Here is a 12,488-nt window from a genome sequence, read left to right on the forward strand (position 1 = left end):
CGGAACAGGCCGAGGCTCTCGCCGATGGTGACGACGTCTGTCATGGAACCGCTCCTGAACCGCGGGTCCGGGAGGCGCTGCGGGAGGCTCCACGCGTGTCTCCCACGCCTCTCGTGCCGCACGCTGTGACCCCGCGTACGACTACAAGGCTCACCCGGAACCGGAGGTCGTGCATCCCCGTGGCAGGCGCTCGCGGGCCCGGACCTGCTCCGTGGGGGACAGTAGCGGGTCGCCGGGCGGTGCGGCCGGGCGTGCCGTCCCCTACGCCAGGTCCTTTCCCATGATCGTGCACATGGTCTCGTACCTGCGGATCGAGCCGTCCGGCGCCTCCTCGTCCCAGGCGTCGGGCTTCCGGTCGAAGGCCGTGTATCCGAGCCGCTCGTACAGCGCACGGGCCCGCGGGTTGTCGTCCTCCACAGCGAGTTCGGCCCGCCGGAGGCCTCGCGCCAGGATGCGGTCCTCGGCCGCCCGGACGAGCAGGGTGCCGAGTCCGCAGGACTGGAGGGCCGGGAGCACGGCGAGCTGCCACAGCGTGCCCGCGCCCGGGGCGGCCCGGTAGTCGACGCCGCCGATCGCCACGGGGAGGCCGGCGGCGGTGCACACGGCGAGGTAGTCCACCTCGCCGGCCTCCGCCCGCACCAACTCCCGTGCGACATGGCGCAGATGGGTCGCGGATCCCGACCAGGTGCAGGACGGCAGGTCGGCGGACGTCAGATCGCGGACGTGGACGGGTACGACGACCTCGGTCGGTTCGACGGGAAGGGAAGTCATGCCTCCATCCCACCAACCCGAGGGCGTTCCCGCGACCGAATTCCACCGTGCGCCGGCGACCGCGCGTGCCCGTGACCGTGTGCGCCCGCGACCGCGTGTTCCGCGCGGCCGACCGTCGGCCGTGCTGATCGCCGCCGCCGACGCGACGTCGGCCCTCACCACCCGAACCCGGCGGCGAGGACCGACGTCACGGCCGGGGCTCAGCCGCCTCCCGGCAGTGTCCGGTCAGGTGGGCCGGCCGTCACCTCTTGGCCGGCGAGCGGACGTAGACGTGCCAGTCGGAGCCCTCACCGCCCGGGACCAGGTTGGGGCTGTTGTCGCCGAACAGCACCGTCCTGCCGTCGTCGGTCACGAACGGTTCGAGGGAGGCGCCGTCCTGCTCCCCGCCGTCGGGGGCCGTGCTGAGGAGTTCGGTGCGCCCTGTCCTGAGGTCCTGCCGGTACAGGTCGTGGCGCGCCTGGCCGGCCCGGATGATCGTGTCGGAGCAGCCGCCGGAGAAGTAGATCCACCGGTCGTCGGCGGTGATGGCCGCCGACGCGTCCCCCCAGCAGATCGCATCCGGGTTGGCGGACGTCCTGATGCTCAGGACCCGGTCCGTCCGGAGGTCGTGGACGAAGAGCTCGGTGCGGGACTTGCCGCCAGGCAGCGGGGTCGCGCTGAGGCCGTACGCGGCGTAGCGGCCGTCGGGGCTGAGGCGCAGGCGCGGGTCCGCCGAGCCGGGCGTCCCGTCGGCGGTGAGGCCCGCGACGACGGTGGTGCCACTGGTCAGGCTGGTGGCATAGACGGTGGTGTAGCGCGGCCGGGCCAGGCCTGCGGTGCCGCCGTCCGTCGCCGGCAGGAGGTTCGTGGCGTGGGAGCTGAAGCCGACCGTCCTGCCGTCCCCGCTGATCGTCGGGTGTTCGGAGGCGCCGTCCGCGGCCTGCCCGTCGGCTCCGCGGCTCACCAGGCGGGTGGCGCCGGTGACGCGGTCGGTGACGTAGACGTTCCGGGTGTTCGGCGTGACGGGTGCCCCCGGCACGACATCGGCGCCGGCCGACATGAAGACGATGCGCCGGCCGTCGGCGCTGATGGCCGGATCGTAGGAGCCGGAGTCGCCCTCGCCGGACGCGGTGCCGTTGGTGACGGCGCGGGTGTGGCCCGTCACCCGGTCGCGGACGTGGACGTTGAACACCCCGTTCGCCTCGGCGGAGAACACGACGTAGCGGCCGTCGCCGCTGATCCCGGCCGTCTCGCCGGTCGAGGTCAGCGGGGTACCGTCGTCTGCGCGGCTGACGAGTTCCGTCCGGCCGGTCCGCAGGTCGCGGACGTACAGGCCGAACAGGAGGCTCGCGCCGTCCGGCACCAGGTTCGTCGCGGACGAGCCGAACAGCGCGTACCGGCCGTTGCCGCTGACGCCCAGGGTCACGGAGTGGTTGTTCGCCCGGGCGCCGTCCACGCCGAGGTCGACCTGGGTGATGGGGCCCCACGCCGGCGCGGCCTGGGCAGGTGCGGCGGTGACGGTGACGGCGGCGGCCATGGCGAGCACGCCGGCGGCGTGCGCCAGTCGACGGGCGCGGGTCGTTCTGTTCGTCGGTTGCATGGTGATGTGTCCTCCCCGGGTGGTTGGTCGGGCCCGCTTCTGCTCCCCGTGTCGGCGGGCCCGGGGGAGAGCCAAGCGCCGGTTTCCGCCCGCAGTCAACGGTGCGGGCGGAAACCGATCGAGAATACGCCGTCGGTCAGGGCCCACGGCCCGGGCCGTCAACTCCCGTCCCGTGCGCGGCTCCTGGACGACATCGATGGATGACGCCAGAGGACGGCCGGCCTGATCACCCCCTCCTGCCGCACTGATCCCGGTTCAGGACCCGGCATCCACCCGCCCGTTCCGGCAGCCCGCCCCGTCGGCCCCGGCGTCGACACCCGAGCCTCACCACTCGACCGGCGAGCCGGGCTGCGACTAGATTGTCAGGTTCCCGACACTATGTCGGGGCAGGTCGCAGACCGCCTTCCGGGAGGACGCCCGTGCACCGCACCGCCGCCAGAACCACCACCGCCCTGCTCGCCGCCGTACTGGCCGGGACTGCCCTCGGGGCCGCGCCCGCCTGGAGCCGTCCGGCCGAAGGCCCCCGGGCGGTACACCAGGTGGAGGTGTTCGCCGAGGACGGCGGCATCTCCCGCGCCCAGGCCCCGACCGGCTCCCCCTACCTCGCCGACCGCCCCCAGGGCCTGGCGCCGGTGCGGGGCGACGGCGAGGTGACGGCGCTGGTGCACAACGGCGAGCCGGCCGCCAAGCTGGACGTGGTGGTGATCGGCGACGGCTACACCGCGCAGGAGCAGGAGAAGTTCCGCGCCGACGCGACCGCGAAGTGGCGCGAGCTGACCGCCGTCGAGCCGTACGCCGCCTACCGCGGGCTGTTCAACGTCTGGGCGGTGTCGGCCGTTTCACCCGAGTCGGGGGTGACCGGCGATCCGGACCAGGCGACGGTGCGGCACACCGCGCTGGGCTCGTACTTCTGGTGCGACGGCGTGGAGCGGCTGCTCTGCGTGGACGAGAAGGCGGTCGAGTCGTACGCGGCGAAGGCCCCGCAGGCGGACCTGGTGCTCGTGGTGGCCAACACCACGAAGTACGGCGGCGCCGGCTACAACGACGTCAAGTCCCCGCTCGGCTACGAGGGGATCGCCACCGTGGCGGGCGGCAACGCGAAGTCCGGACAGATCGCGGTGCACGAGATCGGGCACTCGCTGGGCAAACTGGCCGACGAGTACGCGTACGACGGCCAGGGGACGTACCAGGGCGACGAACCCGCCGAGGCCAACATCAGCACGCTGACCGCCGACCGGATGCGGCAGCAGGGCGCCAAGTGGTCGCGCTGGCTGGGCCGGACCTCGCCGGACGGCGGCACGGTCGGCACCTACGAGGGCGGCGGCTACTACCCGGCCGGACTGTACCGGCCCACCGAGAACTCGATCATGCGCTCGCTCGGACGGGAGTTCAACCTGCCCGGACGCGAGGCGATGATCGCGGGCTTCTACCGCCACGCCACGCCGCTCACCAGCTCCACCCCCGCCGGCAGCCGGCTCACCGCGGCGGACCGGCTCACCGTCGAACTCCCGGTGTCCGGCACCCGGCTGCGCTGGTACCTGGACGGGCGGGAGCTGCCCCGGCTGGGCGGCCGCACCGCGCTGGACCTGGCCGAGCTCAAGCTGACCGGTCCCCGCTCCCGGCCGCACCTGCTCACCGCCGTCGCCACCGACCCGACCCCGGCCGTCGCCGACCCGGCGCTGCGCCCGAGGCTGACGGCGAGCCTGTCCTGGACGGTGACGCGATAGCCGGTCCTCCGGCCGGGAAGCCTTGCCCCCGCGCCCGTCGGCCCATCGTGGGATGGTCCGACGGGCGCGGGGTGCCGCCGTCCACTCAGCTGCACCAGCCCGGGCCGGTCCCCCACCAGTCGCCGGAGTTGTAGTCCCGGCCGCCGAAGTAGATGCACTGTCCGGGGGCGTACAGGTAGGCCGTGGCGTAGTAGCTGAAGTTCGCCGGCTCCTCCTGCCTCCCGCTGCCGTCGCCGAAGGTCAGGTAGGCGCCGGTCAGCGTCGGGGTTCCGATCCTGGTGTTCTTGATGGTGGCGACGCAGTTCTTGCCGGTCGACCTGCTGTAGGTCAGGTAGACCGTCGAGGTGCCGCCCGGCAGGTCGAAGGAATGGGTCCTCACCGGAACGCCGCGGGGCGCCGGCGTGTTCTCCGGCCGTCACCTGCGCCCCGGCGATGTCGTGGAGGTCGAGGTCGAGGGGATCGGTGCGCTCCGCAACCGGGTGGCGGCCGCCCCCGATGCCACGAGTGCCGGTCTCCCCTCGGGCGTGGGGAGACCGGCACCGTGAGCCGGGCCCGCTACGGCAGCGGGATGCGCACCACCTGAGGGTCGTGGTCGCTGAGCTGGGCGGCGAACTCGCTGTTGATGTGGACGATGTCGTAGGCGTACGACGTGGCCGCCAGCGAGCGGGAGATCAGGATGTGGTCCAGCACCTGCGAGTTGCCCTCGTACACGTAGGTGTAGCGCTCGGGCAGCGGCAGGGTGCGCGGCAGGTCGGTGAGCGAGCCGCCGGCCGTGAGGATGTCGGCGGTCTGGGAGAACTCGAAGTCGTTGAGGTCGCCGAGCACGATGACCGAGGCGTTCGGATCCACGGCCAGGATCTGGTCGGTGAAGCCCTTCACCACCGTCGCCTGGGCGTGCCGCTGGCTCTCCGAGGGGTGGGTCGGCTGCTGGTAGCGGCCGAAGAGGGGCTGGTCGCCGCCCTTGGAGTTGAAGTGGTTGGCGATCACGAAGACCGGCTTGCCGTTCCAGCGGAACTCACCGGCCAGCGGCTTGCGGCTGGCGTTGAACGCCGCGTTGCCCGGGTCGATCCGCCCGGGCGAGTACGCCAGCTGCGGCGTGCCGCCCGCGTTCACCACGGAGTCGGCGGTGGTGGAGCCGGCGCCGGGGCGGTCGGTGAAGGAGAGGCCGCGGTCGGTGCGGAACAGGAACACCTGGCGGATGTTGCCGCCGGGCTGGCCGCCGTCCTGGTCGTTCACCGGGTCGATCGCTCGGTAGGAGTAGGCGGGGCCGCCGGCCGCGGTGATGGCCGCGGTGAGCTTGGCCAGGGTCTGGGTCGCGCTGACCGTGCCGTCGTCGGTGGCGCCGGTGTTGTCCTGGATCTCCTCCAGGGCCACCAGGTCGGGCGAGCGCAGGTTGGTGACGATGCCCGCCGCGAGGCCGTCGAACTTGCTCTGCGGGTCGGACGGGGCGAGGTTCTCCACGTTGAAGGTGGCCGCGGCGAGCTGGCCGGCCGTCGGCGCGGCGGTGACCTCGGGGGCGATGCCGCCGGAGGTGACCGCCGGGGTCGCCGTGACCTGGAGGGTGAAGTTGCCGAAGGCGTAGTCGAGTACGCCGACGGTGGCTCCGGTCAGGGTGTCGCCGACGTTGGCGGTCGGGGTGGGCGCGAGTGCCTTCCCGAGGACGACCCGCTCCGGGTTGCCGTCGTTCGCCTGGAGCAGGATGCCGCCCCGGTTGGTGCGGGTGGTGCTGCCCTGCGGGACGACCGGGACCTCGCCGAACTTGTTGGTCGGGCCGACCACGGCCGCGTTGTCGATCTCGACCCGCATGCCCTCCAGGGACTCCCAGAAGTCCAGGCCGTCGGTGGCGGGCTGGAAGTTCCCCGCGGTCTCGACGTCCCCGGAGGTGACGCTGGAGATGACCGCGGACGGGGGTATCCGCCCGCCCGGGCCGACCAGGGTCGCGGCGGGCAGCGGCGCGTTGTGGGCGACCACCGTGACGGCGGGCCCGGTCAGTTCGGTGATCGACAGGTTGGTGGTGCCGCCGGTGCCGCCCGGGCGGTACTGGCTGACGGTGGCGCTCACCGTCACCGAGTCGCCGACCGCGACCGAGGGCGCGCCCGCGGTGTAGACGTAGACGCCCTCGCTGGTGCCGGGGTCGTTGTCGGGCTGCGGGTCCTGGTACCAGAAGCCGCTGGGGCCGACGGCCGTCACCACGCCGGGCACGGCGCTGACCGCGGTGCCGGCCAGCGGGGAGGTGCGGGCGGCGCCCTGGATGTCGTGGATCCGGGTGCCGCCGGGGTTGCCGCCCCCGCCGGTGAAGGAGGAGTTCCGCGGCGTGGGCGCGGTGACCGCGAAGTCCGCCGCGTTGTCGTCGGTGTCGGTGGCACCGCCGCCCGCGCGCAGGGCGGCGGTGGCGTTCGCCAGGTTGCCGGTCGGCGAGCCCTCGGCGGAGCTCGCGCCGCTGCCGTAGCCGACGAGGTCCTTCACCCCGGACTGGCCCGCGCAGCCCGAAGCACAGGTCAGCGCCGTGCCGTTGGTGACGAGGGCGACCTTGCCCGAGGTCGCGGACATCGCGATCGTGCCGGTGGCGTCCGGCGTCGGCAGCGCGGTGCCCGCACCCGCCCCGGCGGCCTCCTGGACGAGGAGGTAGTGGCCGGGCGCGATCGTCCCGGAGAGGGCGGTCTTCGACCAACTGGCGCCGGCCGCCGAGGCGTACTGCACCGTCCAGCCAGTGACGGACACCGGGGTGGTGCCGCGGTTGTACAGCTCGACGAAGTCGTTGGCGTACGGGGCACCGGAGTTGCCGCCACCGCCGTACACCTGGCTGATCACGATGTCGGGCGACACCGCCTGCGCCACGCCGCCGGGCAGCGCCACCAGCGCCGCCACCACGGCCGCGGCGGAGGCCGCCGCCAGCGTCCGGCGCCGCACGCGCGGCGCGCTCGGGGTGATCCGGGGATTCGGGGTGCTCCGCATGAGGCTTCCTCCTGACCGCCGTCCGGGCTCGCGGCCCGGCGGTGTGACCACGGATGGGAAAGGTTCGGCGCTGAGGTTGTAGCAGTGCCACCAGATCCCTACCGTTCGCTTCGGGCAACGGCCAGAGGTACGGCGGAAGAACGTTTCTACGCGCGACAAGTGGGAGGCCGTGCTCCGCATGACCGCACGCGGTGTCAGCGGCAGGGCCCGGCCTGCCGCGACGACCCCCGGGGTCGGGCCCGTACCGCCAACACCTCTTCACTGAAAGGGACTTGAACGACAGAGCCCGGGCCAGGCAGCGCCCTCGCCGCCGGACCCGGGCCGGTCCGCGTCACCGCGCGCGGCACTCCGCGCATCGCTCCGCCGGGTTCAGTCCGGTCGCCGTTGCACCGGCGCCGCCAGGGGCGGGCGCCGGCGCAGGGGTGCCAGTTCGCGCTCCAGGGTCCGGACGTCCAGCGCTATCCGCGTCGCGATCTCGCGCGGACCGGTGCCCAGGGGCAGCCGGCGCGACCAGGAGCGCGGCTTGGCCGGGCCGTCCTGGACCATGTCGAAGTTGAGCCGCACCGCGTCGGCGGCGTCGGCCAGGCTCACCAGGATCCTGGTGTCCGCGAGGTCGATGCTGACCTCGTTCCCGATGCACGAGCAGGCCACCAGGCCCTCGATGTCCTCCTCCGCCAGGTACCTGGCCAGGGGTACCGCCCTTCCCCGGACCAGAAACGGACGTTCCACCGGAGTCACCGGAACCGCCTCCTCCCCCAGCAGTCGTACGGAGCCTCGGCCGCGGCGCAAACGCGCCGCAACAGACCGGGCCCGGCCCATGCTCCACCACATCCGCGTGGATAGCCAACGGGGTGTCCGAACTGGCCAATTGGGCGAACGCACCGACCCGGCGCACCGGCGCACGCCCCAGCGCACCGCCCTCGCCGGACGGCCTGGCGGCAGGGGCGTCCCGCACCGGACGGGACGGCGCGAGTGCCCGCCCGCACGACGCGGACGGGCACAGCGGTGGTACTCGGTCCCGCCGGCCCCGGAGCCCGCCGGGGCTCGGCGGGCGGCCGGGACCCAGCGGCTGCCACGGCCGCGCTCGGCCACGAGGCCCCGCCGGAGTGCTCGAACGCGCTTGCACCCCGAGGTCAGTCGCACGATTGGAAACGTATCGAATTCCTGCTCGCACCTACTTGACTGATCATCAGACTTCTTGCCCATAGGGAGATTGTCCGTGCACGTGCTCCCGATCCATGGATAGCATCTGAATTCCATTCTGTTCGAGCGCTAATCGCCTGGGAGGGGCGGCGCCGGACAGACCGACAGGAGTCTTCACAATGCGCGTGTCCAAGCACGTCCACCCCGTCAGCAACCGCCCGACCGCGGCCGACGTAGCCCTGCCACCGGCGCTGCCCTACCCCGACGGCTGGTCCGCACTCGCCTTCTCCGCCGAGCTCAGGCCCGGCGCCGTCCTGACCCGCCGGCTCGCGGGCGAGGACGTCGTGCTCTACCGGCTGCGCAACGGCCGCCTGCGCGCGATCCGCCCGTACTGTCCGCACCTGGGCGCCCACCTCGGCCTGGCCTCGGTCGAGGGCAACGACCTGGTCTGTCCCTTCCACCGGTTCGCCTTCGACGCCGACGGCCGCTGCGTGCGCACCGGGTACGGCAGCACCCCGCCGCCCAAGGCCGCGCTGGCGCAGCTGCCGGTGCGCGAGGTGAACGAGGCGGTCTTCGTCTGGCGCCACCACGACGGCCGGGAGCCGGACTGGGAGATCCCCGCCTGGCACCGGCTCGGCGACGGGCGGCAGCCGCTGCGCTACGCCTCCTTCGAGATGCCCGGCTACGCCCAGGACGTCATGGAGAACTCCTTCGACCTGGGTCACTTCGTCACCCTGCACGGCTGGCCGGAGGGCGAGTTGGCGGCACCGGTGGAATTCGACGGGACCAGCTTCCACATCTCGATGCTCGTCCGGGAGACCTTCCCGCTGCTCGGGATGCGCGAGGTCCACGTCGAGGTGGACGGGTACGGCCTCACCGCCCTGCACACCGACGTGCACACGCCCTCGCTGGGCCTGGAGATCTGCTCGCTGGTGATGGCCACCCAGGTCGCCCCCGGCCGGATGCAGCTGCGACAGGCGGGCCGCTTCGTGCTGAACGAGCCCGCCGGGCTGCCGCCGGCCCTCGCCCGGGCGGTCAGCCGGTCGGTGACCAGGCTGCTGGCGGGCTTCATGTTCAAGCGCAACCTGGAGTTCACCTCGGCGGACTTCCCGATCTGGTCCACCAAGCGGTACGTGTCGCCGCCCCGGCTCGCCCCGGGCGACGGGCCGATCGGCGCGATGCGGCACTGGGCCCGGCAGTTCTATCCGCAGGACCACCAGGCGCACCTGCCCGGGCCGGGACCGCTCGCCGACCGCAACGGGCAGGACGCGCCCGCGCCCAGCGGGGTCTCCCAGGGCTGAGCCGGCTCTGCCTCCCGCCGCCTGAACCCGTCTGGATCCATCCGGACCCGCCTCTCGACCCGCCCCTGATCCGGCCCCTGATCCGCGCCGACGGCCCGGACCGGAACCGGGCGTCCCGGCGGTACCGTCTGCGTGGAGTACGGACGGGCGGGGCGGGGCGAGGGGAGTCGGCGTGGAGGCACTGGGGGACGGGGATCCGCGGCAGGTGGGCGAGTACCGCCTGCTGCGGAGACTCGGCGCGGGCGGGATGGGCCGGGTGTACCTGGGCCGGACGGCGGGCGGCCGTACCGTGGCGGTCAAGCTGGTGCACGAGCAGTACGCGGCGGACCGGGAGTTCCGGATCCGGTTCCGCAACGAGGTGGCCGCGGCCCGGCGGGTCGGCGGGCGGTGGACGGCCCCGGTGCTGGACGCGGACACCGAGGGCGCCCAGCCCTGGGTGGCCACCGGGTACGTCGCCGGGCCCTCGCTGGCCGCCGCGGTACGGGAGTTCGGCCCGCTGCCCGAAGCCGCCGTCCGCTCGCTCGGGGTGGGGCTCGCGGAGGCCCTGCGCGCCGTGCACGCCCAGGGGCTGGTGCACCGGGACGTCAAGCCGTCCAACGTGCTGCTGGCGCTGGACGGACCGCGCCTGATCGACTTCGGGATCACCCGGGCGCTGGACGCGACGACCGCGCTGACGCGGTCCGGCTTCGTGGTCGGCTCCCCCGGCTACCTCTCCCCCGAGCAGGCCGGGGGCCGCGGCACCGGGCCCGCCTCGGACGTCTTCTCGCTGGGCGCGGTGCTCGCCCACGCGGCCACCGGCACCGCGCCGTTCGGCTCGGGGGTGAGCGCGGCCGTGCTGCTCTACCGGGTTCTCCATGAGGAACCTGAACTCGACATACCCGACCGGGAGTTGCACGCCCTGGTGACGGACTGCCTGGCCAAGGACCCGGACCGCCGCCCCACCCCGGCGCAGCTGCGCGAGCGGCTGACGGCCACCGATCCGGCGGCGGGCGAGCGGCTGGAGCGGCGGGGCTGGCTGCCGCCCGCGATCGCCGCCGCGCTGGCCGCGCTCGCGGTGGAGCTGCTGGACCTGGACGGCGAGTCCCCCGCCCGGCCCGCCGGGCCCACCGGGCGGTTCGGCCCGGCGGAGCCGTGGCCCGCCGGGCCGCCGATCCCGGGCACGCCGACGCCGTACCCGTCACCGCAGCCCCCGCCGTACCCCTTGCCGTACCCGCACGCACCGCACTCGGCGACGCAGCCGCGGCCCGCCCGCAACCGGCCCGGTCCCGGCACGCTGCTGCTCATCGCCGTCCTGGCCGTCGCCATGGCGGGCACGGCGGTGTTCCTCGCCACCCGCGACGACGACACCCCCTCCGGCGGCTCCGGAAGCACCTCGCCCACCGCCGGCTCCGGCTCCGCCTCCCCGACCCCGGACGGCGAGGTCCCGGACGCCTTCCTCGGCTCCTGGCAGGGCACCCTGGGCAGCCAGCAGACCCTGCTCAAGCCGGACTTCTCGATCACCATCGCCCAGGGCCGGGCCGACGACCCGGTCGCCCAGATCCACAACAACGAGGGGGCCGGGACCCGCTACTGCGACGCGACCGCCAACCTGGTCCAGGCCACCGCCGACCGGGTGGTCCTGCGCACCGCCCCGATGAACTCGCTCAGCGGCTGCGCCCCCGTCCCGTACGACCAGGTGTACACCCGCAATCCGGACGGCAGCCTGCACCTGCTGGTCGGCGGCTTCTCGGGCGATCTGCGGAAGAAGTAGCCCAGCTCCCCCACTCATCGCAGGACGGCCCCAACTCCCTTGGACTGTCACACCGTTCGGCTCTGCCGGGAATCCCTCACCAGAACACCCGGAACCGCGCTCGACGCGCACTTGAGGAATCAGGCCCCCGGCTCCGCAGCCGGGCCGCCGCCTGGGGAGCGGGCGAGAGCAGCGCGCTCCAGGCGGCCTGGGCGCTGCTGCTGTACCGCGCCGAGCAGTCGGACCGGCCCCGCAGCCCCAACGGCGCGGTGCGGGTCGGCTTCGCGGTGACGGTCTCCGGTCGGGGCATCCCGCTGGACGGCATCGACCGGCTGCCCGGCGCCCTGCGCAACCCGCTGCCGGTCTCCGTCCGGGTGCACCCGGGCACCACCGTGCCGCAGCTGCTCGCGGCGCTGCGCGACGGGGTGCTCGACCTCGCCGGGTACGAGTGGGTCTCCCCCGGCCAGGCCCACCGCTGGACGCCCGGCGCGCGCGGGCAGCGGCCGAACAGCCTGGTCGTGCTGGAGCACCGGTCCGCCGGTACGCACCAGCTGCGGCTGGAGACCGACCTGGCCGCGCACGGCATCCACGTGGAGAGCCCCGTCCCGGCCGGCACCTTCACCTCGTACCCCATCACGCTCGCCGCCCACTACGACACCACCGGTGGGCTGGTCCTCACCAGCACCCACGACCGGGCCCTGCTCGCCGACCGCGACGCCGTCGAACTCCTCGACCAGAGCGCCCACTTGCTGCGCTGCTTCCCCGAGCTGCCGAGCGGTCTCGGCACCACCGAACTGCTGCGCTCCACGCTCGCCGGGCAGCCCGCGCCCCGGCCGGGCGCACCGGCCGGTACCGCGGAGCCCCCGGAGCCGGCCGGGCCCGCGGTGCGGCTGGACGTGCTGCGCGGAGCCGGCCGGCCGGGCGCCGGCTGGGTCCTGCTGCTGCCCCCGGCCGGCGACCCGCAACCGCGCCACCCGGGCGCCGCCCGCGGCCGGCCGGGCCCGCAGGCCCTCGGGGTGCTGCGCCCGGCCGTGCCGGCCCCGCCCCCTGCCGCGTACCGCCCGGTACTCGGCCCGCTGCTGGAGTCCCGCGCGCCGATCGCCCTGGTCGCGCCGCCGGGGCTCGGGATCACCGCGTACGAGATCGCCCGGCTGGGGGCTCCGGCGCAGCCGCCGCTGGTGGTGCTGCTCGACGAGGAGGGCGACCTGGCGACGGTGGCCGGCCTGCTGGCGGGGCTTCCGCGCCGTCGCTGAGGCCTGACCCGGAGCCGGAGCCGGAACCGG

10 protein-coding genes are annotated in these 12,488 nt (G+C 74.2%); 5 read left to right on the plus strand and 5 right to left on the minus strand.

Annotated features, from left to right (window positions below):
* Positions 1 to 261 precede the first annotated feature (261 nt).
* Positions 262 to 771 carry a GNAT family N-acetyltransferase gene (locus ACZ7C5_RS11750; RefSeq protein ID WP_401081443.1) on the minus strand — a complete coding sequence of 170 codons (510 nt, stop codon included), beginning with the start codon at positions 769 to 771 and terminating at the stop codon, positions 262 to 264.
* 241 nt (positions 772 to 1,012) lie between these two features.
* Positions 1,013 to 2,350, minus strand: a complete 1,338-nt coding sequence (locus ACZ7C5_RS11755; RefSeq protein WP_470322471.1) for a TolB family protein — start codon at positions 2,348 to 2,350, stop codon at positions 1,013 to 1,015.
* A 419-nt stretch (positions 2,351 to 2,769) separates the two neighbouring features.
* On the opposite strand from ACZ7C5_RS11755, the gene ACZ7C5_RS11760 reads away from it, so the two are divergent.
* Complete coding sequence (locus ACZ7C5_RS11760; protein WP_401081449.1) at positions 2,770 to 4,077, plus strand: M64 family metallopeptidase; 1,308 nt, start codon at positions 2,770 to 2,772, stop codon at positions 4,075 to 4,077.
* 85 nt (positions 4,078 to 4,162) lie between these two features.
* Here ACZ7C5_RS11760 and ACZ7C5_RS11765 read toward each other — a convergent pair whose 3' ends face one another.
* The gene (locus ACZ7C5_RS11765; protein WP_470322472.1) at positions 4,163 to 4,456 is read right to left on the minus strand and encodes a hypothetical protein; all 294 of its coding nucleotides are present in this window, start codon (positions 4,454 to 4,456) and stop codon (positions 4,163 to 4,165) included.
* Between the two features lie 22 nt (positions 4,457 to 4,478).
* Here ACZ7C5_RS11765 and ACZ7C5_RS11770 point away from each other — a divergent pair, with 22 nt between their 5' ends.
* Positions 4,479 to 4,622, plus strand: coding sequence for a hypothetical protein (locus ACZ7C5_RS11770; protein WP_470322473.1), 144 nt, complete (start codon positions 4,479 to 4,481; stop codon positions 4,620 to 4,622).
* 10 nt (positions 4,623 to 4,632) lie between these two features.
* Here ACZ7C5_RS11770 and ACZ7C5_RS11775 read toward each other — a convergent pair whose 3' ends face one another.
* Positions 4,633 to 7,032 carry a lamin tail domain-containing protein gene (locus ACZ7C5_RS11775; protein ID WP_470322474.1) on the minus strand — a complete coding sequence of 800 codons (2,400 nt, stop codon included), beginning with the start codon at positions 7,030 to 7,032 and terminating at the stop codon, positions 4,633 to 4,635.
* Positions 7,033 to 7,401: 369 nt separating this feature from the next.
* Positions 7,402 to 7,761 (minus strand): hypothetical protein, encoded by a 360-nt coding sequence (locus ACZ7C5_RS11780; protein WP_188298949.1) that lies wholly within the window; start codon positions 7,759 to 7,761, stop codon positions 7,402 to 7,404.
* 593 nt (positions 7,762 to 8,354) lie between these two features.
* On the opposite strand from ACZ7C5_RS11780, the gene ACZ7C5_RS11785 reads away from it, so the two are divergent.
* From ACZ7C5_RS11785 to ACZ7C5_RS11795, 3 genes are all read left to right on the plus strand, one after another.
* On the plus strand, positions 8,355 to 9,476 hold the full coding sequence (locus ACZ7C5_RS11785) for a Rieske 2Fe-2S domain-containing protein (RefSeq protein WP_401081461.1): 1,122 nt from the start codon (positions 8,355 to 8,357) through the stop codon (positions 9,474 to 9,476).
* Between the two features lie 172 nt (positions 9,477 to 9,648).
* Complete coding sequence (locus tag ACZ7C5_RS11790; RefSeq protein ID WP_470322475.1) at positions 9,649 to 11,226, plus strand: serine/threonine-protein kinase; 1,578 nt, start codon at positions 9,649 to 9,651, stop codon at positions 11,224 to 11,226.
* A 266-nt stretch (positions 11,227 to 11,492) separates the two neighbouring features.
* Entirely contained in the window at positions 11,493 to 12,458 is a 966-nt protein-coding gene (locus ACZ7C5_RS11795) for a condensation domain-containing protein (protein WP_470322476.1), read from the plus strand.
* Positions 12,459 to 12,488 lie beyond the last annotated feature (30 nt).

It is taken from the genome of Kitasatospora sp. NPDC036993 (assembly GCF_055607525.1).

Excerpts from the sequence above, each read along its gene's own strand:
- ACZ7C5_RS11750 (WP_401081443.1), bottom strand. The coding sequence starts at position 771 with ATGACTTCCCTTCCCGTCGAACCGACCGAGGTCGTCGTACCCGTCCAC.
- ACZ7C5_RS11755 (WP_470322471.1), bottom strand. The coding sequence starts at position 2,350 with ATGCAACCGACGAACAGAACGACCCGCGCCCGTCGACTGGCGCACGCC.
- ACZ7C5_RS11775 (WP_470322474.1), bottom strand. The coding sequence starts at position 7,032 with ATGCGGAGCACCCCGAATCCCCGGATCACCCCGAGCGCGCCGCGCGTG.
- ACZ7C5_RS11785 (WP_401081461.1), top strand. The coding sequence starts at position 8,355 with ATGCGCGTGTCCAAGCACGTCCACCCCGTCAGCAACCGCCCGACCGCG.